Origin of the sequence: Anaerococcus sp. NML200574, assembly GCF_026131665.1 — a bacterium.
GTDB lineage: Bacteria > Bacillota > Clostridia > Tissierellales > Peptoniphilaceae > Anaerococcus > Anaerococcus kampingae.
Genome location: NZ_JAMXSM010000006.1, coordinates 1 through 21,657 on the forward strand (window position 1 = coordinate 1; position 21,657 = coordinate 21,657).

22 protein-coding genes are annotated in these 21,657 nt (G+C 38.0%); 12 read left to right on the forward strand and 10 right to left on the reverse strand.

Annotated features, from left to right (window positions below):
* Positions 1–147: 147 nt before the first annotated feature.
* The 6 genes from brnQ to NH286_RS04460 all read right to left on the reverse strand — a co-directional run bounded on the left by brnQ (position 148) and on the right by NH286_RS04460 (position 5,964).
* Positions 148–1,455 carry a branched-chain amino acid transport system II carrier protein gene (brnQ, locus tag NH286_RS04435; protein ID WP_265237219.1) on the reverse strand — a complete coding sequence of 436 codons (1,308 nt, stop codon included), beginning with the start codon at positions 1,453–1,455 and terminating at the stop codon, positions 148–150.
* A gap of 466 nt (positions 1,456–1,921) precedes the next feature.
* Positions 1,922–3,142: a diphosphate--fructose-6-phosphate 1-phosphotransferase gene (locus tag NH286_RS04440; RefSeq protein ID WP_265237221.1), complete on the reverse strand. Its 1,221-nt coding sequence runs from the start codon at positions 3,140–3,142 to the stop codon at positions 1,922–1,924.
* 10 nt (positions 3,143–3,152) lie between these two features.
* The gene (locus NH286_RS04445; RefSeq protein WP_106461583.1) at positions 3,153–3,956 is read right to left on the reverse strand and encodes a Cof-type HAD-IIB family hydrolase; all 804 of its coding nucleotides are present in this window, start codon (positions 3,954–3,956) and stop codon (positions 3,153–3,155) included.
* Positions 3,957–3,974: 18 nt separating this feature from the next.
* The gene (locus tag NH286_RS04450) at positions 3,975–4,781 is read right to left on the reverse strand and encodes a Cof-type HAD-IIB family hydrolase (protein WP_265237223.1); all 807 of its coding nucleotides are present in this window, start codon (positions 4,779–4,781) and stop codon (positions 3,975–3,977) included.
* 1 nt (position 4,782) lies between these two features.
* Positions 4,783–5,268: a PTS glucose transporter subunit IIA gene (locus tag NH286_RS04455; protein WP_265237225.1), complete on the reverse strand. Its 486-nt coding sequence runs from the start codon at positions 5,266–5,268 to the stop codon at positions 4,783–4,785.
* Between the two features lie 126 nt (positions 5,269–5,394).
* Positions 5,395–5,964, reverse strand: a complete 570-nt coding sequence (locus tag NH286_RS04460) for a DUF3783 domain-containing protein (RefSeq protein WP_265237226.1) — start codon at positions 5,962–5,964, stop codon at positions 5,395–5,397.
* A gap of 106 nt (positions 5,965–6,070) precedes the next feature.
* On the opposite strand from NH286_RS04460, the gene NH286_RS04465 reads away from it, so the two are divergent.
* Positions 6,071–6,562 carry a hypothetical protein gene (locus NH286_RS04465; RefSeq protein WP_265237228.1) on the forward strand — a complete coding sequence of 164 codons (492 nt, stop codon included), beginning with the start codon at positions 6,071–6,073 and terminating at the stop codon, positions 6,560–6,562.
* A gap of 43 nt (positions 6,563–6,605) precedes the next feature.
* Here NH286_RS04465 and NH286_RS04470 read toward each other — a convergent pair whose 3' ends face one another.
* Positions 6,606–7,433, reverse strand: a complete 828-nt coding sequence (locus NH286_RS04470; RefSeq protein WP_265237230.1) for a Cof-type HAD-IIB family hydrolase — start codon at positions 7,431–7,433, stop codon at positions 6,606–6,608.
* Positions 7,434–7,450: 17 nt separating this feature from the next.
* The gene (locus NH286_RS04475; protein WP_265237232.1) at positions 7,451–8,833 is read right to left on the reverse strand and encodes an alanine/glycine:cation symporter family protein; all 1,383 of its coding nucleotides are present in this window, start codon (positions 8,831–8,833) and stop codon (positions 7,451–7,453) included.
* Between the two features lie 249 nt (positions 8,834–9,082).
* Here NH286_RS04475 and ald point away from each other — a divergent pair, with 249 nt between their 5' ends.
* The 11 genes from ald (at position 9,083) to fni (ending at position 18,663) form a co-directional block, all read left to right on the forward strand.
* Positions 9,083–10,192, forward strand: coding sequence for an alanine dehydrogenase (gene ald, locus NH286_RS04480; RefSeq protein ID WP_265237235.1), 1,110 nt, complete (start codon positions 9,083–9,085; stop codon positions 10,190–10,192).
* 142 nt (positions 10,193–10,334) lie between these two features.
* Positions 10,335–11,309 carry a metal ABC transporter solute-binding protein, Zn/Mn family gene (locus NH286_RS04485; RefSeq protein ID WP_265237237.1) on the forward strand — a complete coding sequence of 325 codons (975 nt, stop codon included), beginning with the start codon at positions 10,335–10,337 and terminating at the stop codon, positions 11,307–11,309.
* On the forward strand, positions 11,306–12,013 hold the full coding sequence (locus tag NH286_RS04490; RefSeq protein WP_106461596.1) for a metal ABC transporter ATP-binding protein: 708 nt from the start codon (positions 11,306–11,308) through the stop codon (positions 12,011–12,013). Before NH286_RS04485 ends, NH286_RS04490 begins: the two co-directional genes overlap by 4 nt.
* Before the next feature lies 1 nt (position 12,014).
* Positions 12,015–12,857: a metal ABC transporter permease gene (locus tag NH286_RS04495; RefSeq protein WP_106461598.1), complete on the forward strand. Its 843-nt coding sequence runs from the start codon at positions 12,015–12,017 to the stop codon at positions 12,855–12,857.
* On the forward strand, positions 12,857–13,765 hold the full coding sequence (locus NH286_RS04500; RefSeq protein WP_265237240.1) for a metal ABC transporter permease: 909 nt from the start codon (positions 12,857–12,859) through the stop codon (positions 13,763–13,765). The genes NH286_RS04495 and NH286_RS04500 overlap by 1 nt, the downstream gene beginning before the upstream one ends.
* On the forward strand, positions 13,698–14,360 hold the full coding sequence (locus NH286_RS04505; RefSeq protein ID WP_265237242.1) for a metal-dependent transcriptional regulator: 663 nt from the start codon (positions 13,698–13,700) through the stop codon (positions 14,358–14,360). The genes NH286_RS04500 and NH286_RS04505 overlap by 68 nt, the downstream gene beginning before the upstream one ends.
* A complete protein-coding gene (locus NH286_RS04510; protein WP_265237244.1) occupies positions 14,347–15,273 on the forward strand; it encodes a TIGR01212 family radical SAM protein in 927 nt (308 codons plus the stop codon). The genes NH286_RS04505 and NH286_RS04510 overlap by 14 nt, the downstream gene beginning before the upstream one ends.
* Entirely contained in the window at positions 15,258–15,863 is a 606-nt protein-coding gene (locus NH286_RS04515) for an isochorismatase family protein (RefSeq protein ID WP_265237246.1), read from the forward strand. Before NH286_RS04510 ends, NH286_RS04515 begins: the two co-directional genes overlap by 16 nt.
* A 6-nt stretch (positions 15,864–15,869) precedes the next feature.
* Positions 15,870–16,211, forward strand: coding sequence for a zinc ribbon domain-containing protein YjdM (locus tag NH286_RS04520; RefSeq protein ID WP_106461606.1), 342 nt, complete (start codon positions 15,870–15,872; stop codon positions 16,209–16,211).
* Positions 16,212–16,321: 110 nt separating this feature from the next.
* Complete coding sequence (locus NH286_RS04525) at positions 16,322–17,647, forward strand: LCP family protein (protein WP_265237249.1); 1,326 nt, start codon at positions 16,322–16,324, stop codon at positions 17,645–17,647.
* 2 nt (positions 17,648–17,649) lie between these two features.
* Complete coding sequence (gene fni, locus NH286_RS04530; protein ID WP_265237251.1) at positions 17,650–18,663, forward strand: type 2 isopentenyl-diphosphate Delta-isomerase; 1,014 nt, start codon at positions 17,650–17,652, stop codon at positions 18,661–18,663.
* 55 nt (positions 18,664–18,718) lie between these two features.
* Here fni and NH286_RS04535 read toward each other — a convergent pair whose 3' ends face one another.
* A complete protein-coding gene (locus NH286_RS04535; RefSeq protein WP_265237253.1) occupies positions 18,719–20,713 on the reverse strand; it encodes a DUF2971 domain-containing protein in 1,995 nt (664 codons plus the stop codon).
* 47 nt (positions 20,714–20,760) lie between these two features.
* Entirely contained in the window at positions 20,761–21,612 is an 852-nt protein-coding gene (locus NH286_RS04540) for a hypothetical protein (protein ID WP_265237256.1), read from the reverse strand.
* Between the last annotated feature and the right edge of the window lie 45 nt (positions 21,613–21,657).

The window sequence follows — 21,657 nt, forward strand, 5'->3', positions numbered from 1 at the left end:
TAGAATACAGAAAGAAGAATGCAGCATAAAAATTTCCTACCCCTAGGGGTAGGAAAGGACAAAGAAATAGCAGAGTAAGCTTTAACACTAACTCTGCTAATAGGTCCAACTTTATGGGGTCACCTTAATGCTCGTCTTTTTAAGTATTTACTTATAGGTCACTTTCTTGCCTAGGCCAAGCCTTCCTAAAATTATTCCAAGGATGAAGCATATTAGGGAAGGGATGAACCAGGTGAAGCCAAATTTTGCTAGGGGTAGGTTTTGTATAAGGTCTACAAGTCCTATAAGGCCAAATTTTTTGCCAAAAGTTTCTATGACAGCTGTTATAATTACTGCTGTAACCATGAGGATGTAGGCCATGTTGTAAGGGACTTTCTTATCAAAAATCATATAAAAGGCCAGGCAAATTATGATTGGATAGCCTATATTTAGGACTGGAGCTGCAAGGTTTATTATAGCATCCACACCCAAAGATGAGATGAGAAAGCTTGCTAGGGTTACAAAGATTGCTGTGTAAAGATATTTTATCTTGCCATTTGTTAAGTTTTCGATGAAATTACCAGCTGATGAGGTAAGGCCGATGGCTGTTGTAAGGCAGGCTAAGCTTACTGAGATGCTTATAGCAAATTTGCCGAAATTTCCTAGGACCATGTAGACTAGGTTTATTAGGATTTCTACACGGGAGTCTGCCTGGGAAAATATCCCACTGGCATTAGCCCCTAGATAGGTAAGTCCTCCGTAGACTAGGGCTAGAAAAACTGATGCCACACAGCCTACAGCTATGATAAAAGACATTTTTTCCTTTTGATTAGTCTTGCCATAGCCCTTTCTAATCATGTCTGTTACGACAATACCAGTAAAAAGGGGAGAGGCAAAGGCATCGATTGTTTGGTAGCCTTCGTAGAATCCTTTTACGAAAAATCCATCCTTAACATCGCTAGGAACTGGCATTCCTATTGGACTAATAATAGCCTTAACTATTAATACAAATAGGAAAAATAGGAGGAAGGGTGTTATATATTTGCCTATGATATTTACTACACTTGTTTCCCTAAAGGAAAGGATAAAGGTGATGGCAAAAAATCCTAAAGTTACAGTCCAGATAGGTAGGTTTGGGAAAAAGGACTTAAAGCCTACCTCATAGGTAGTAGCTGCTGTCCTTGGGATAGCAAAGGCAGGACCTATGCAGATGATAGATGCTATAGTTAAAATGTTAGAAAAGTTGGGGCCCACTCGCTTGCCGATATCTACAGCACGCCCTCCAGCAAAGGCTGTCATGATTACTGCAAAAATCGGAATAACAGGGTCTGCTAGCAAAAATCCTAGCATGGTAGAAGCCCATCCATCTCCAGTTATGACACCCAGATAGGGTGGAAAAATTAAATTGCCCGCACCAAAAAATATAGCGAAAAGGGCAAGTCCGCTAATAAGTATGTCTTTATTTCTCTTGTTCAAAATTGTCTCCTTGTATGTAATTCAGACTATCATTATACCTTAGCTTTTAAAAATTCAAAAAAATGTTTATTTTTTAATTAGTGGAGGATGAGAGAATTGAAAATTGTAATAGAGTTTTTATTTAATGAGTATAGAATTTAATAAAATAGCTAATATAAAAGTTCCCTTGTCTCGAGCGTAGTCGAGAGACCTATTAGCTATACTTATATCCATGATTTTCTAAGAGCAGCGCACGCATAAATTCTAAGGCTTGTGAAAATAAAGTGGTTCATGGATTAAAATAAATAATAAAGACTTAGCAGTTCTAATAGGCTTCTCCACTTCGGTCGAAGCGAGGGAATGTTGTAATTCTAATACTCGTTCCCTCAAATCTCTCGGGATAAGATTGGCATGGGTCTATATTCGAGATAATTTCATTTTTATTATAGTAAAAATTCCTACAGCTGAAAGCCATAGGAATTTGTTTTTATTTTATAAAATCTTCTTTCTCAATAAAGACTGGCATGCCGTCTTGGTAGGTCTGGGCTACTTCTCCCTGGATTAGTGGGAGGCAATAGTTTATCATTTTTTCTTCTAAGGTTTTCTTATCACCTAGCCAATCTACTGGAATCATCATCTCTCTGTTGGCTATTTCTGATGGTTTGACCTCTGTGTAGGTGACTTCATAATTATCATTATTTGCTCTTCTTAAGACTGGGACTAGGTTGGTGTGGTCGATTCCTAGCTCTGTTGCCCTATAGCCTAGTTTGTAGGCTTCTTCTGCATCTGTCTTACTTATTAGGGTGTTGGTCCTTTGGACTGTGTTTAGCTCTATTGCCCTGGATTTGACTCCTAGCCTTTCTCTAACCATAGTTGCTAGTCTTTCGCCAACTCCTGCCACTACAGGGTGGTTGAAACCGTCCTTACTATTTGAAAAGACTTCTTCGTTTAGCTTATCTTCTAGGTCCCTAAAGCCTTCAGCTAGGGCTACTATGAGGTTGTTTTCAGCCTTTAGGGCCTCTTTTATTTCATCAAAGATATCATCTAGATATTTCTCATCTTCTGGTATATAGAGGAGGTTGACCTGATCTTTTTTGGCCTTGTGGTTGGCCACAAGAGAGCTTGCTGCAAGCCAGCCTGCGTGGCGGCCCATGATTTCCACAAAGGTCACGCTTTCTAGGTCATAGATATCGACATCTGTCCTGATTGTCCTGATTGTGGATGCTATGTATTTGGCAGCTGATCCGTAGCCTGGGGAGTGATCCATACCCATTAGGTCGTTATCAATTGTCTTAGGGCATCCTATGACATGGATGTCTTCGATTTTCTTCTCTACCATGTATTTATTTAGTTTTGTGACTGTGTCCATAGAGTCGTTGCCGCCAATATAGATAAAGAGGTCGATGGCGTTTTTCCTTAGGACTTCAAAAATTTTGGCATAGTCTGGGTGGTCTAGATCATCTGATAATTTATACCTGCAGGAACCAAGTATTGATGATGGCCTGGCCATAAGTTTTTTGCCGCAATTGTCCTTGGCAAAGATTTCTTGGTCGACTTCTTCTATATGTTCTTTGAGGATGCCTTCGATGCCGTTATTTGATAGGTAGATATGGTTAAAGTCATTGTCTATGCCACCTTCAATAGCACCTGCAAGAGATGAGTTTATTACTGATGTAGGTCCACCGGATTGGGCTATTATTACATTCATTATCTTCTCCTTAAAATAAATATTCTTCTAGGTAGGCTGCTATCCCGTCTTCATCATTTGATAGGGTGATGTGATCGGCGATTTCCTTGATATGGTCAACTGCATTGCCCATGGCAACCCTTGTTCCGCCGATTTCAAACATTGTTATATCGTTCATTTCATCGCCAAAGATTAGGATATCATCTGTACCTATGCCTAGGATCTTGGCTGCTTCTAGGACAGAATTGCCCTTTGATAGGCCAAGGGGCATGACTTCGTGGTAGAACCTCAATGATTGGACTTGGACAGTCCTGTCAGCAAATTTTTCTATTAATTTTTGGCGAGGCTCGTCAATTTTTTCTGGGTCTGCTGCGAAGAGGAACTTATTTGGCTCAAAGTCAATGCTATCTCTGATGGTCTTATCTTCCTTAAGAGGGACACCTAGGTTTTGGGCTTCCCAATTGCTATAATGCTTGCTAGCATCATCTGTTATTATGTAATCTCCCTTTGGCACCATTAGCTCTAGGTCAAGATTTTTGGAAAATTTTAGGATTTCTTTGGCAAGACTTAAGTCCATTGGATGGTTGGCTAGTATCTTCTTTTCTTTATAATCATAGAGCATGCCACCATTAAAGGATGAGATAAGACCACCAAATTCGTCAAATTTGAGGGCAGAAGCTAGGGCATAGATTCCAGAAGTAGGCCTTCCTGAGGCTATCATGACCTCATGTCCTTCTTTGCTTGCCCTTATTAGGGCGTTTTTTGTCCTTTCTGTAATTTGACTCTTGCTATTTACAAGTGTTCCGTCTACGTCTACTACAATTAGTTTCGTCATTTTCTTCCTTTCTTTTCCTTACAAAATATTCTTTTCTAAATATAGGGCTATGCCGTCATCATCGTTTGTCGGGCAGATATCATCGGCAAGATTTTTGATATAATCACTGGCATTTGCCATGGCAATTCCAGTGCCTGCCATCTCTATCATGGTTTCATCGTTGATTTCATCGCCAAAGGCTAGGGTATCCTTGTGGTCAATTCCATAAAAGTCAGCTATTTCCAAAAGGCTTCTGCCCTTGTGAATACCAGCTGGCATGCAGTCTAGAAATTGGGGCATAGAATGGATCGGGTTTACCTTACCCTTAAATTTTTCTTCAAAATCTGACTTTACCTTTTCAATTAGACTAGGTTTTGCCGAAAATAAAAGTTTGTTTAGGTCAAAATCAAGCTTATCTGCTAAATCTTTTATGATTTCTACTTCTAGCTTGTTTTTCTTTGAGAGAAAGTCTAGGTCGTAGGCATCATCTTTTTCTGCAAGGATTTTATTATCGTGATAAATTAAGTAATTAAGGCCAAGGCTTTTGCCGTAAGCAATCATTTCCTTCACGACTTCTCTTGGGATAGTGTGGTTTATGATTGGCTGATTTTTGGAAAGGTCAAAGACTAGGGCGCCATTTGAGCTTGCTACAAGGCCGCCTTCATGCCTATCAAAAAGCTCTTTTGCGACCTTGATCGATCCGTAAAAGTCCCTACCAGTGATGATTACGACCTTATAGCCGAAATCTAGGACTTTTTCTATGGTTTCTTTACTTTTCTTACTTATGGTATTTGTGCTTGTTAGTAGGGTCCCGTCCAGGTCTACTGCAATTAGTTTTTTAGTCATATTATAGGCTAAAGAGCTCGTCTCCTACTTCTACATTTTCTGCTTCTGATAATTTAACTTTTTTGATGGTTGGATTAGTGATAACTACTGGGGATTCTAGGCTATAGCCAGCTTCTTTGATCGCATCAAGATCAAATTCTAGAAGGAGGTCGCCTTTTTTGACCTCTTGGCCAGATTTTACGAATGCATTAAAGCCCTTGCCTTCAAGCTCAACTGTCCCTATGCCAACATGGACTAGGACTTGGATGCCTCTTTTACTTTCAACTCCAATAGCGTGTTTGCCGTGGGCAACCATCGTAATCTTGCCATCGCATGGGGCAAAGACCTTGCCCTCATCGGCTATGATAAGAGCACCAGGCCCTACGATTTGTTCAGAAAAAATTAGGTCGCGGCAATTTTTTATTTCTGTAATTTCCCCCTTAATTGGGGCATAAAATATCTTGTCTTCTTTGGTAAATATATTTTTTATGTCATCTATTATTGACATTGGCTCACCTCTTTTTATGTATGCAAAACTGTCTCTTAATCACTATACCACAAATGAAGTCTTTGTTAGCTTTATATGTATAAGTTAAAAAACTAGCAAATAAAAATTCGCTAGTTTTTCTTATGATTATTTATTTTCGTTTTCTACCCTTATATTTTCATCTAATAATTTTAGGTAGTAGGTCTTGGCCATCTCTATGCTAAAGATAGATGAATCTTTGAAAAAGGCCTTGATTTCATCGATTAGGGCCTTGGTTTTGGCATCTTCACCATATTTTTCCTTAAGGTTTGAGGCCTTTTCTAATTGGCCATTTATCTTATGGATAAGGCCCATGGTCCTTGCTTCTCTGTCATTTTCTATTAAAAGCTCTCTTAGGGACCACTTGATATTATTTTCTGTAACTCCTGCCTTGTGTTGTACATTGACCTGATTATTTCTAAGGGCATCGATTACATCAAACATCTTTTGATTGTCAAAATTGGAAAATAGGATGAAGTCAAAGTCGATATTTGCTTCTTTATCTATTACTTCCTTTTTGCTTTCAGCAAAGCCCTCAAGGCCTAAAAGGTAGCCAACTAGGTGGTCTACTTCCTTTTCGTCTACTTCTATTATATTTACATCGTGGGTGTCGCAAATTTGTTTAAATTTATCAAAATCACTATTTAAGTGGGATTTGTAGTATAAAATATCTGCCATTTTTTCCTCATTTCTTTTACTAAATACATATAAATTATACTAATCATAAAATTTTGTTCAAATTTCTAAAAATGGGTATAAATTATTTAAGAACCTAGGAGGCTATATGACTGAAAGAGTAATTAATTTAGAAAAAAAACTAGTTAAGACTGATAAAATTTTAAGAAAGGTGCGTCAGACTAGGGCTATTGTGATTAAAAGCCTACAGTCTATTGACAATAAATATGATTTTTCTGCAAGCTCCTGGCTTAGGGGCAATTTCCTCGGTAATTTTATAAGGGGATCAAAGATTGATAAGATGAACAAAAATATCGACAGGGTCCAAAAGTCTATGCTTAAACTTGAGGCTGACCTCATGGTTTATGATATTGATAATGACACAAATCTTGCGGGATTTTTAAGGCTCCCATCAAAGATGAGCGAATCGGGCAAGGTGACTAATAAATTTACCGATATTGGCCTTAGGGCTTCGATGAGATTTAGGCAATTTGATGTAGTTGTAAGCCTTAGAAATCTGGAAACTCTTATAAAAAGGCTTGAAGAAATTAGACATGAACTTAAAAATGACCTTAAAGGATCTATGGGTTATTTAGAATGAAAAAAATGACTAGGCAAAAGTTAAACTTTCGCTTAGTCATTTTTTATTCAAAAATTTCTAAATTATTGTCAATTAGCTTGTTTATAGCATAGGCTACACCATTTTGTAGGTTAGACTTGGTGATGAATTTGGCGTGTTTTTTTAATTCATCGACTGAATTTGCCATGGCCACAGGAAAGCCAGTTTGCTCTAGCATTGGTATGTCGTTTTTCTCGTTGCCTATGGACATGATTTCATCAGGAGTGATATCTAACATCTCCGCCATAAGCTTTACGGCGTGGCCCTTGTTGGCCTTTTTGTTCATGACCTCTATGAGGAAGGGTGCGGTTTGGACTGCATAATAATCTTCATTAAGGATTTTTAGTTTGTTTTTAAGAACCTTATTTATACTTGCTCTTGAGCCTAAAATCAGAAATCTACCGAAGTCCTTGTCTTTGGATACTTTGTCGTAGTCAATCTTAGTTAATTTTAGCTGGTTGATTGCTGCATCCATTTGAGTATAAAAATTTGGTTCTTTATGCCTTGAATAAAAACCTATATCATCCATAGCGGATACTTCTACATCATAAGGAGTCATTAGGTCATCAAGTTTTTTAAGATCATCAATAGTTTGGAAATTTCCTCCAATTGCTTTGCCGGTCGCATTATCAAAGATATATGAACCATTTTGGCAGACTGTAAAATGCCCCTTTCTATTTAGGCCTAGCCTTCTTATATATTTTTCCATTGAATGATATGGCCTGCCGCTGGCTAGGGCTATATGGACTCCCATATCCCTTGCCCTATCGATTGCTTCTATGTTTTTTTTGCTGAGTCTCTTAAGTGGGGTGACAAGTGTACCGTCCACATCAATAGTAATTAATTTAATCATACTAGTATTATACTATATTATTTTATATTTAAGAGGTCTTTGTACTCATCAGGTGATTTACGAATCCTTGTTGGGTCTTTAAAAAAGTCAGTTGCAAGCCTTTTAACTACAGGGCCTAGCATGATTAGGGCGTAGAGGTTTGGTAGGGCCATTAAGGCATTTAGGATATTTGCAATAATCCAAACAAGGCCCAGATCAACATTTGCACCAACAAAGACAAAGATTATATACAAAATCCTATAAGGAATTACAATCTTATCTCCAAAAAGATAGGTGAGGGCGGTTTCTCCATAATAAGCCCAACCCATGATTGTAGATAGGGCAAAAAGAGTTAGGCCAATACTTACTACATAAGACCCGTAATTTGTGGACTCTGCGAAGGCATTTGCCACAAGGCTAGAGGCATCAGAGCTAGATGTCCATGATATTTGGCTTGTTAGGATGACAAGGGCTGTCATGGTACAGATAATAATTGTATCAACAAAAACCTCACTCATTCCCCAAAGCCCTTGGCGGCAAGGGTGGTCTGTAGAGGCACTTGCATGGGCTATAGGTGAAGAACCAAGACCTGCTTCGTTGGTAAAAACACCCCTAGCAACACCAGATGAAATAACTTGTTTAAAAGTAAGGCCGACAAAAGATCCGCCAAGGCTAGCTGGTGAAAAAGCTCCTAGGAAAATTGACTTGAAAGCCGGAATTATATAGGCCCTATTTAAAAATAAAAGATAAATAGAACCGAGTATATAAAGTAGGCTCATAAGAGGGACAAGCTTTGAGGTAACCTTGCTTATTGAAGAGATCCCTCCAACAATTACAAAGCCAACAATAATAGCCAAGATAAGGCCTGTAATAAGAGGATTGATATTGTAATTGCTCTTAAGGACACCTGCTATAGCGTTTGATTGGGTAGAATTGCCTATACCAAAAACAGCAATACCAGCAAATAGGGCGAAAGTTTTGGCAAGGCCATTCTTTCCTAGACCATTTTTAATGTAATACATAGGTCCACCCACAAAGCGTCCGTCCTTATTTTCCCTAAAGGCAAGGGCAAGGCTTACCTCGGAAAATTTGGTAGCCATACCGAAGATAGCGGCCACCCACATCCAAAAGATAGCCCCAGGTCCACCCAAGATAATGGCAAGGGAGACACCTACGATATTGCCGGTACCGACAGTAGCAGCAAGGGCAGTAGAAAGGGCCGCAAAAGGAGAAATATCTCCGTCATGGTCCTTATGTGACTTATCAAACACCTTTAGGAGAGTATTCCTAAGGGCAAAGCCAAGTTTTCTAAATTGAAGGCCGCCCAAAACAAGAGTCAAGATAAGGCCAGTGCCCATAATGCCAAGAATAAGGGGGGCTCCCCAAAGAAATGTATTAATTGCTTCAAAAAAATCTTTCATATGTATCTCCTTTCATAATAGTATTTTATTATTTTATCCGCATTTTTATGATTTACAAAAATAAATATTTTCTTGTCAATCTACTCGCAAAGCCCTAAAACATCGCTAAATTTATTTCGATAAACTTATAAATTAACAAGGAAATTAGCATATTTTATAAAAAAATTATAAGAAGAATTTATTCTTAGGCCTAAAACCGGTATAATGTAGAAGTAAAGACGAGTTTAACAGATTAAGAAAGGATATAAAATGATTATAGGAATACCTAAAGAGATTAAAGACCAAGAATCTAGAGTGGCTGTAGTACCAGGTGCTGTGGCTGATTTAGTTAAAAATGGAAATGAAGTTTTAATAGAAAAGGGAGCTGGTGAGGGCTCTGGAATTAGCGATAAGGACTATGAAGAAGCAGGTGCAAAAATAATTGATAAGGCTGCTTATGTATGGGAGAAGGCTGAGATGATCTATAAGGTCAAGGAGCCTCTTAAGGAAGAATACAAATACCTCAGAGAAGGACTCATCCTTTATGCCTACCTCCACCTAGCAGGAAATGCTGAGCTTACAGAAGAATTGCTAAAGAAAAAGGTAACTGCAATTGGTTTTGAAACTGTAGAGAAGGATAGAAAGCTACCACTTCTTCAACCAATGAGTGAGATTGCTGGTAGGATGGCTGTCCAAGAAGGGGCAAGATACCTAACTAAACCAGAAGGTGGTAGGGGAATCCTCCTTCAAGGTGTGCCAGGAGTAAGACCTGCCCATGTTGTAATTGTAGGGGCTGGTACAGTAGGTACAGCAGCAACAAGGATAGCAGTAGGTATGGGAGCTAGGGTAACAGTTCTAGATGTAAATATCGATGCCCTAACCAAACTTCACAACCTCTTCCCAGATAAGATTGAAACCCTTTATTCAAACCCTCTAAACATTGATGAGGCAGTAAGTGGGGCGGACCTAGTTATTTCTACAGTCCTAATCCCAGGTAGACGTGCTCCTCAACTTGTAAAGGTAGATACAGTCAAGAAAATGAAGGAAGGTTCTGTAGTAGTGGATGTGGCTATAGACCAAGGTGGTTCTACAGATATCACAAAAGATCACGCAACAAGCCACACTGATCCAGTATTTAATAAATACGGCGTAATCTTCTATGCTGTAGCAAATATACCAGGTGCAGTAGCTATGACATCAACCTACGCCCTATCTAATGCCACAACCCTCTATGCTAAGGCAATCGGAAAGGAAGGACTTGCGGCAGCTGTTGAGAAATTCCCAGAACTTAAGAGTGGAATCAATCTCTATGACGGCAAGGTAGTCCTTGAATCAATAGCAGAAGATACAGGTCACGACCTAGCTGAATTAAATCTTTAATTAAAATAAAAATGCCAGGAAGCTTAAGTTTTCCTGGTTTTTCTTTGCTTGAATATATTTTTAGGTATACCTAAAAATATATTTTGACAAAATAAATAAAGATGTTATAATAAACTTAAGAAAAATTTTAAAAGGAGTTATTATGACAAGGAAAATATTATTTAGCCTCTTAGCCTTACTTGTATTTGCAGGCTGCGGAGCTAAAACAAATAATACTGACAAAAGTGCAGAGACAAAAGAAGAAGTAAAGAGCGAAGAGAGTTCAAATCCTTCAAAGAAAAACATCACAGCTACAACTACTTTTATAGCCGATATGGTAAAGGAACTAATAGGTGATAGGGCTAATCTTTCTATGATTATCCCAGCTGGAGAAGACCCACACCTTTATGTTGCAAAGCCTGAAGATTATAACAAGATAAAGGATGCCGACCTAGTTTTATACCACGGACTTCACTTTGAAGGCAAGATGGTAGATGCCCTAGAAGCAAGCGGCTATGCAGTAACCGAAACCTTCCCTAAGGATAAGATTGGTCAAATGGACCAAGATGGGGAGACTATAGTAGACCCACACTTCTGGTTTGATATAGACCTATACAAGGAGGCCTTCACTAATACAGCTAACAAGTTAAAAGAGCTTTATAAAGATGATGAGGAAGTGATTAAAGAAATTGACAAAAACCACGACAGGTATATAAAAGAGCTCGATGATCTTGATGAATATAACAAAAAAGAGCTTGCAAAAATCCCAGAAGAGTCAAGATATTTAATCACCCCACATGATGCCTTCAATTATTTCTCAAGAAGATATAAGATTGAAGTATTAGCCCCACAAGGAGTTTCAACAGATTCTGAAGTATCAAATAAGGACCTTGAAGATACTGCAAGCTTTATAGCAGACCACAAGATTAAGGCAATCTTTGCAGAATCAACAACAAATCCAGAAAGAATGGAAAAATTAAGAGATGTTGTAAAATCTAAAGGTTTTGAAACAGAGGTAGTATCAGGCGAGGGTCAAGAGCTATATTCAGACTCCCTATCCAAAGAAGGCGGGGAAGCTGACACCTTTATAAAAATGTACAAACACAATGTAGACTTAATAGTAGGTAAGCTTAAATGAGACCTGCAATTGAAGTAAAGAACCTTTCCGTCTCTTACGAAAAAAACCAGGTACTTTCTAAGATAGACCTCACTATCCCCCTAAATTCAAGAACAGCCATAGTAGGAGCAAATGGAGCAGGCAAGTCCACCCTACTTAAGGCTGTTCTTGGCCTAATTAAAAAAGACTCGGGCGAGGTCAAGATTTTGGGCAAAGACCTTAAGGATGCCAAGCTTGACCTAGCCTATGTTCCCCAAAAAGATTCGGTCAATTGGAACTTCCCTATAAGGGTCTATGATGTTGTAAAGATGGGAAGATTCCCTTATTTGGGTTCCTTTAAGAAATTAAGAGCTATAGATAAGGAGAAAATCGACCATGCCATGGAAGAAATGGGCATAGCTGACTTAAAGGACAGACAAATATCAAAGCTTTCTGGTGGTCAAAAGCAGAGGGTCTTTCTAGCAAGGGCCCTAGCCCAAGATGTGGACCTATACATCCTTGATGAGCCCCTCACAGGAGTTGATATCAAGACAGAAGAGATAATAGCCAAGGAATTTAAAAACCTCCAGGCCAAGGGCAAGACAATTATATCAGTCCACCACAATATCTATAGTCTAAATAGGTATTTTGACCACCTTCTAGTTTTAAATGGAGGAGTCCAATATTCAGGTCCTCTTAATGTGGATGGCATTGATAGTCAGATAGATAAGGGATTTAGGGGCTAATATGGATGTATTATTTTCATACTCATTTAAAATCATAGCCATAGGGACAATTCTCCTTGCAAGTCTTGCAAGCCTTGTGGGAATTATCAATGTCTACAAGGACCAATCCCTAATCGGCGATGCCATGGGCCATTCGACCTATGCAGGCCTAGTTTTAGCCTTTATCCTAACAGGTATGAAGTCTAGTTGGGTCCTATTGATTGGGGCCTGCCTATCTGCGGCTCTTTCCTATTTTTTGATAGAATATTCAAGCAAGAATACAAAGATTGGCCCAGATGCAAATATGGCCATATACTTGTCGGGATTTTTTGGCCTAGGACTTGTTTTAAAGTCTTATATTCAGGGCAATCCAGCCTTTGCATCATCCAGACAAGCTGGCCTTGATAATTACATCTTCGGCCAAGCTGCCTATCTTTTGGAAGATGACATCTGGCTAATAGGAGGAGTCCTTCTTATTGCCCTGATAATTTTTGCCTTAAATTACAGGCATATCAAGGCCTATCTCTTTGATCCGGAATTTGCTTATATGGTAAATATAAATACAAAAATCCTGGATAGCTTGGTATTATTTATCACAATCCTAACCATAGGTGTGGGCATAAAGGCAGTTGGGGTTATTCTCATTGCATCCTTTATGGTTCTACCGACACTCGCAGCTAGTAAGCTTTCACACTCCTTTGGCAGGGTTTTGGCCATATCTATTGTAATTTCAGCCCTTTCAGCCTTTATAGGTTCTTATATTTCAACAATCTATAGCGGGTTTTCGACAGGGCCTACCATAATAATTATCCAGGCAAGCTTTGCCATCCTTGCCCAAATCATAAAAATTCTAAGGAGGAAGTAATGACAGATGCACTCATAGTTTTAATACTCACATCCATATCATGTTCGCTGCTTGGAATATTTTTGGTTTTAAGAAAGCTATCTATGATGACAGATGCCATAAGCCACTCAGTCCTACTCGGCATAGTTTTGGCCTTTTTTCTAGTTAGGGATTTAGATAGTCCACTTCTAATAATCGGGGCAAGCCTTATGGGCCTAGTGACTGTGTTTTTGATAGAATCTATTGGCAAGCTCAAACTTGCCAAGCTAGATGATGCCACAGCCATAGTCTATCCCCTTCTATTTTCAATAGCGGTCATCCTGATTAGTAAATTTTTTAGAAATGTCCACCTAGATACAGATATTGTCATGATGGGCGAGGTGATTTTCTCATCCATGATAAGGACGGAAATTTTTGGGATAGAGATGTCAAAATCAATCCTTGAAGCGGCCTTAAGCCTAATATGCGTAATAGCTTTCATAGGCATATTTTATAGGAAATTAAAGATAGGAAGTTTTGATGAAGAATTTGCATCCCTTGTTGGAATTTCAACAGGTCTTATCTTTTATAGCCTGATGACAATTACATCCTTTGTGGCAGTAACATCCTTTAACAATGTCGGGGCAATAATTGTAATTTCATTTTTCATAGGGCCGGCTGCAATTGCTCTTTTATTTGCAAGAAGTCTTAGGGAAGCTTTCTTGCTAGCGACTCTTGCTTCAATTATAAACCCAAGCATAGGTTTTTATCTTGCCATTAATTTTAATGTATCCATAACAGGTATGATTGCAACAATCAATATGGCAAGCTATTTAGCTTTAATCATCATAAAGAAGTATATTTTAGATAGGAGTAGAAATTATGGAAAAAATCAATCCTCAAAGAGAGGACTATCTAACAATAATATACAAATTGATGCAGGAAAATGATAAAATCACCAACAAGGATATTTCCCAAGCTCTTGACATAAGCCCACCATCAGTCACAGAGATGCTTAAGAAACTCAAGACTGAGGGCCTCATAAAGGATGATAAGACAAATTTTCTGACAGATAAGGGAGTAAGCCTAGCAAGGCTATTAATATCTAAGCATAGGCTTTGGGAATATTTTCTCCAGGAGACCTTGGATTATTCATGGAAAGACGTCCACGAAATAGCAAATAAGCTCCAATCAGCCACACCGGATGACCTTTTAGATAAGCTAAACGACTTTTTAGGTCACCCTAAATATTGTCCCCACGGATCAGTTATCTATATAAATAACGAAGGTACGGGTCGTGACCTAGTGAGGATGAGCGAAGCTAAGGCAGGAGCGACCTACACCATAAGAAGGATAAGGGATGAGCGTAGTCTTTTAAATTATGCAGAGTCCATGGGTATCGATATAGGTGATAGGGTAAAAATTGTAAAATTTGACCCTTTTGATATGACTGCCATCATCGAAAAAGATGGCATAGAAAAGAGGATTTCGCCAAAGGCCTGCGTAGATATATATTTGCTAGAGGAAGATGATGGAGATAAATAAAAAACGCTTCAGGGATTTTGGTTCCTATATGAAGCTTAAATTTAATAAAAAGATTATAAAGCTCCCACTTGACGGGGGCTTTACTTGTCCAAATAGGGACGGAAGCCTGTCAAGTGATGGATGTATCTTTTGCTCAGAATCAGGATCAGGAGAATGGACTTATGGGAAAAAATCCCTACATGATCAAATAGTCTACCAGAAAGCTCGCCTGTCAAAAGCAGGTAGGAATGAGGCTTATCTTGCTTATTTTCAAAATTTTACAAACACCTACGGGCCCATTGACAAATTAAGAAAAATCTACTATGGTGTACTTGAAGAAGAAAATATTATAGGTCTTGCCATTGCAACCAGGGCAGATTGTTTAAATGACGAGGTTCTTGACCTTTTGGAAGAGTTATCCAAGAAGACCTTTCTCATAGTAGAGCTAGGCATGCAAAGTGTAAATGATAGGACCCTTAAGCTTATAAATAGGGGCTATGATCATGCTACTTTTGACTTTGGAATTCGTAAATTACATGCCAGGAAAATTAAGACCTTGGTCCATTTGATAATAGGACTTCCTTATGAAAATATTGATGATTACAAAAAAGCCATCAACTATATAAATGAGATTAGGCCCTGGGGAATCAAAATCCACAACCTCTATATAGAAAAGGATACAAGGCTTGAAAAATTCTATAGGGACAATGACCTTTCTTATGACATGACAGAGGATTTTTATGTAGATACTATAGTAGAAATTCTCACTCATTTGGATAAGGATATAGTAATTAATAGGCTAACAGGAGATGGGCTGAGGGATGCTATAGCTTATCCTTCCCGGGCTAAGAACAAGGGCAAGATTCTAACAAAAATTGACAAGATGCTAAAGGAAAAAGACCTAAGACAGGGGGATTTATGGAAAGAAAATTAGACAGCAAATTTTATACAAATAGCCTAGCTAGTGATGGCCTTTACACAGATAGGAGTAAAACCCTACTTTTGGTGGTAGACATCCAACCAAAGTTAATGACAAGTGTAGAAGAAGGCGAGAGGGTGACAAAAAATACAGTCGGCCTAATAAAGGCCTTTAAGGCCTATGACCTTCCTATCATAGCCACAGAACAATATCCAAAGGGCCTTGGCAGGTCAGATGAGAGAATACTTGCTGAGCTTTGCGATGAGAAAATATTCCCAAAGACAAGTTTTAATGCCCTAATTCCAGAAGTTTTGGACTTCATTAAGGACAATGATATTAAAAATGTTGTAGTAACAGGAGCTGAAGGCCACATCTGCATCTACCAAACTATAAGAAGCCTTCTAGATCTAGGTCTAAATGTCTTTTATGTAGATGATGCCATTGAATCATTTACCAATGAGCTTAAAGATGGTGCTAAGGCTTCCCTAAGAGACATGGGAGCAGTCCTTGTAAATACAGAATTAATCTTATTTGACCTTGCAATTGACAGCAAGGATTCTAATTTCAAATTAATTTCAAATTTAGTAAAAGAATTAAGAAAGTAGGAAAAAATGACAAATTTACCAAAATGTCCAGCCTGTGGTGAAGATTTCACCTACCAAGATGGCCATATGTATGTTTGCCCGATATGTTTTCACGAGTGGTCAGATGAAGAGCCAGTCGTAGAAGAAGAGAAAAAACTAAGAGATGCTGTAGGAAATATTATAGAAAATGGTGCTAAGGCCACAATTATCAAAGACCTTAAGATGGGCTCTGAAGTTGTAAAACAAGGAAGCAAGGTCACAAATGTAAGGATTTTAGATGAAGAAGTAAATGGCCACGACCTAGATGGCAAGGTAGAAGGCTTTGGAAGTCTTTATCTTAAATCATCTGTAATAAAAATTGTAAAATAAAAGATTCCCCAAGTTGATCTAAAATTAACTTGGGGAATCTTTTTTATAATTTCTGTATCAGGCCTAGAACTTAGGGTATAATGACCTAAGATTACAAGTAAAGGAAAATTATGAAAATAAAAAAGATTTTGGCAATCGTCTTTGTCTTTGCCCTTTCTTTTATAGGCAGCAAATTTGCCCTTGATTTCTTAAACCAAAGGACAGATCCAACCTATGCGGGCAGTGGCTTTGAAGATAATGCCGTAAAGAAAAGTGACAATGAATATTTAATTTTGATGGTCGGTGTAGACCAGGCAGCAGGTGAGGAAAATAACGAAGACTTTACCAGAACAGATACCATAATGCTCCTTAAGGCCAACACCAAGGATGGAACAATTAAGCTTTTATCAGTACCAAGAGATTCTAGGGTTAAGATTAGAACAAGCTTTGATAAGGTAAATCACGCCCATGCCTTTGGAGGTATAGAGCTAACTATCCAGACTCTAAGAAACTTCTTAGGTCTTGACATAGATTATTATGTTCAAATAAATTACAAGGCCCTAGTAGACATAGTAGATGCTATAGGTGGAGTAGATTACCAAGTGCCAGAAGGCGTTGAAATAGATAAGTGGGGCATTCATGTCAGACCTGGTATGAACCACTTCGATGGAACACAGACCATGTGGTACTTAAGAACCAGACACATCTATCTAACAGGAGATATAGGAAGGGTTGGAGCCCAACAAGACTTTGTAAAGGCCATGGTAGACCAAGCAGTCAAAAAATCTAAACAAATGAATTTGATGACAATAGCCTCAACCTACATCAAATATGTTAAAACCAACCTACCAATGTCAGTAATAGCTGATCTCTTATCAAATATAGATACTTTCTCATCAGATAAGGTAGAAACATTCACAGTTCCAGGCCATGAAGAGACTATAAATTCCACAAGCTATTATATACCAGATGTAGAAGAAACTTGGGCCATAAGAGATAAGGTCTTTGCTGACTTTAAACTATCAAAATGGAAGGAAGAAGACTCAGGTTTTGTAACAAACGATGAAGAGGAAAGTAGTGAGGAAAGTACTCCAGATACTAAAACCTTCATACCAAACCTAGCCAAGCCACAACCAAGCAATGAGGCTCCAGTCTATAATCAAGCTCCTTCTTATAATAATAATTATAACTATAACAACAACACCTATAGGCAAAATAACACCAATAATAATTCAAATAATAACTACAATTATCAGAATTCTCATGAAGAAGAGTATGAACAGACACCTAGCCACAATCAAAGCACAGAGCCTGTAGAAGAAGAAAGACCAACTCCTGCCAAACCAGAACCAAATCAAAGTCCGGCCAAGGAAGCTCCTTCAGGCAATGAATCAAACATAATAGAATATGAACCTATGCCAAGCATAGATGGAGAAGGTCAATCAGAAGGTGAGTAGAGATGACAAGTAAAAGAAGACAAAGAAAAGATGAACATATAGAAAATTATCTAAAGACAGAACCTATTAGGGGAACACTTTTAGATGATATTTATATAGAGCATAATTCCCTAGCAGAGCTAAGTCTAGACGAGATAGACACAAGCGTGACCTTCCTAGGCAAAAAGATATCCATGCCTGTCATGATAAATGCCATGACAGGGGGTGGAGAGGTAAGCTCTGATATAAATGAAGACCTATCATCAATCTGTGCCAGCTTAAACATACCAATGGCCCTAGGCAGCCAAGCCATTGGTCTTGAGGAAGAAGATTCGGTAGAATCTTTTAGCCTCATAAAGGATAAGGACCTTGTAAGGATAGGCAATCTAGGAGCTGAAAGAAGCCTAGATGATTTCAAAAACGCAGCAGGCATGATTGATGCCCACGCCATGCAAGTCCACCTAAACCTAGCCCAAGAGCTCTTCATGCCTGAAGGTGATAGGGACTTCAGGGGCTGGAAGGACAATATTAGAAATTTAAATGAAAATCTAGATATCCCAATAATTGTAAAGGAAACAGGCAATGGCCTTTCAAAAGCATCTGTTAAGACCCTCTTAGATATGGGAATTAAATATGTAGATATAGCCGGCTCTGGCGGCACAAATTTCATCGAAATCGAAGATATGAGAGATTTTGAGGAAGATTATAAGGAGTTTTACTCTTGGGGAGTGCCAACAGCCAAGGCAATAATTGATGCTAGAAGCCTATCAGATGATCTATTTATCATAGGCTCAGGCGGTATAAAAGATGCCCTAGATATGGCCAAGGCCCTAATAATAGGAGCTGATATGACGGCTATAAGCGGTGAAGCATTGAGATACTTGACCCTCGGAGGCTACGATGCTTGCTATGATTATCTTCTAGAGCTTAGGGAAAGACTTGTAAAAGTCATGGCCCTTTTGGGAGTTAAATCTATAAAAGAACTTAAAAAGATTGATTATAAGGTCACAGGCAGACTTAAAGAATTATTAGATTAAAAAAACTAGATGGCAGGAAAATTCTCCTTGTCATCTAGTTTTTATTTGTCTTATTTTATCTATATCTTATGTTTGAATTTACAGTTTCTATATCCTTGCCCAGGCAATATTTAATGTAAGGGACTAGGTAGTCCTTGTCTATGGCCTTTGGTCCAAAGATTAGTCTTTGGTATTTAAGGTCGTAATCTTCTAGGTAGGTGCCTAGAAATGGCAGAGGAAAGGTCCTATTAGTGTATTTGATTTCCTTAAAATAACCCCTGTTTTGGTCCTGGTCTAGGTCTACAAGGATCCTATATTCGCTTTCGTAGGCGTAGTGGTCCTTTTTGAAATAATAGGAAATCTTATCAAGTTTTAAATAAATTTCGTTATTTATAGCCCTTAAAAGCTCGGACTTATTTTTTTCTCCAAGCTTGTAGGTCTCCTTTATCTTTTCTAGATAGAAATTATAATCCATTTTTAATTTATTAAGAAGTCCGTAGATTTCAGCACTTTGTGGGTCTTCCTTGCCATCGCCTATATAAAATACCTTAATCAGCTGGATTTTCTTATCATTTATGACTGACTTTACAAATTCTTTAGAAAATTCTAAAAAGACTCCCTTGGTATCATCAGCATATTGCTTCCACATTGGCAGGCTATCAGCGGCAGATGAGGCTGATAAGAGATAGATTTTATTATTTCCGTTATTATCCCTGGCCAGGTAGTCGCTATCTCCATCGTTTAAAAATTCAAATAGGGCCTTGCCTTCCATCGGGTCATTTAACATCCTAGCATTGGTAAGTCTTAGCCTATTTCTATATTTTTCATCGATTTCTTCTATGCTATCATCGATTAGAAATTGGAGATTGTCTAGGGAAGTGTAATGGCCTATGCGAAAATTTTTACTATCCTTTTTGAGATTTTCATAATCAGAGGGTTTTATGGTTAGTTTTTCTATCAATTGATCTATATCATAGACTATAGCTTCTTCAAAGGCGGCTAATTTATCAGAACTAGACCCTATTTTATTATAAAAGTCGTTGAGCTTTGAAAAAATATTTAGGCTGTCCCTAAATTCGATTTCTAGGCAAGAAAGATATTTCCTATAAAAACTTTGAGGCCTTTTGACCTTGCTTTGGCTTATGTCTTTTAGCTGATCGAGGGCTAGGGATACAAATTCATAGGTGTAGGTGTTTTCCTTATACCTGGCTATTTTTATTTTTTCGTTTACCTTGGCAAATATATCTATAAGCTTATAAGGCCCGTAAAAATCATTTAAGACATTAGCAATCTTTAGGAAGGATAGGCTAAAACTGTCAAATTCCCTAAGGAGGGAGTCCTTGATTAGGGTGTGGTAGCCCATATTCTTATTATCAAAATAGGAAGTGTCTTTGAGGATTAGGTCATTTAGGCCTTCAAGAACCTTTTTGGTCTTAGCTTTGCCCAGATTTTCTGTCAAGCTTATATAATAAGAAGGGTCTGCAAAGACTGAAATATAGCCGGTAAGATTATTACTTATTTTTATAATTTCTCTATAGTGGCCAAAGTCTTCCCTTAAGAGGTCAAAGGTCCTAGTTTTGATTGGATTTTCCTTGGATGTATCTATAAAGGAATCAGCTTCCCTGTAGATTTTGATTTGACCAAGCTCTCTTATTTCCTTATTCTCATCCTTTGATTTGTATCTTAGAAGAAATTTGGTTTGAAATTTAAAATCTATCCGAGATGAGTTTTCTAGATAGATATTATCAAGGAAAGATGTTGGGATCTCGTCGATTTTTATTTCATAATCATAGGGGTAGAAAAAATATCCTATATCATCTATTATCTCTTCTTTGGAGCAGACTAGGTCGTGGTTATTTATAAAATCTACAAATTCATTGAGCTTAAAAATATAGGTCTGATCTATTTTTACAAAAAACTTATCCCTTATAAGCTTATCCGATAAAAGTAGACGGATTAGGTTCTCATCATAGGCATATGTCTTGGCGTAGAGCTTTTCTTTTGAGATTTTACCAGACTTACTGTAGTCATTTTTTAATAAATTTATGAGACTTTTTTCGATTATTTCCATTTGCAGATACTCCTTTCTTCTATTATACTCCAAGAAAAAAGCCTGCCCTAAAGGTCAGACTCTTTGTAGATTTCTATGGATTGGACTATGCCATTTAGGGTCTCTAATTTTATCTTGTAGCCATCACTTGCCACTAGGTAGTAGGCCTTCATTGTTTGATTTTGATTATTTGGATCTTCTGTAAGTTCATCCTTAAACCTATTTTGAAGATCATAGATAGAATCTTCTAGCTTTACTCCCCTTACTTCAAAGTCCCTGTTGTTATTAATAACTGAGGCCTTAAGACTTTTAATTTCCTTATTTTCTATAGAATCCAGGTCCATATTAAAGTAGGCCTCCAGGAGGTAAAATTCCTTGTAGACTTCGTTATTTACCCCATCTGTAAACCAGGTAGGGTTTGGATGGTAGGAATCTCCTTCTCGTGAAATTGTGGCTATGATTTTGCCATTTTCATCCTTGGTTGAATAGGTGAAGCCATTTTGGGTGAAATTTTTTAGTTTTAGCGGGAATTGATAGAGCTTACCCTCTATTATGAAGGATGAGTCAGATTTAAACTTTGTAGACTGAGCGATTTCAGGCGATGTGGTCTTGTATGGACTTGCCACAGGGGCTAGGGCCTTTTCTAGGCTTATTAGGATGGGATAGGTAAAAATCAGCACAAGGTTAAGGACGATAAGCCCTAAAATTGGTGACCTAAAGTGCTTATCTACCCCATCTATAAGGCCAATAAGACTTCCTAATATACCAAGGCCTGCACAAATTACACTGGCCAGGGCAAGGGGCCTTTTAAAGCCTAAAATATCTATGTATGAATATCTATAGATAAAACAAATAGTTAAGATTAGGATGCCTAGGATGAATGTTCCTGTATAAATTTTAATATTATCAATCTTCTTCACTGTATTTTCTCCCTACTTTTAAACAAATCTTGACTAGATTTTACA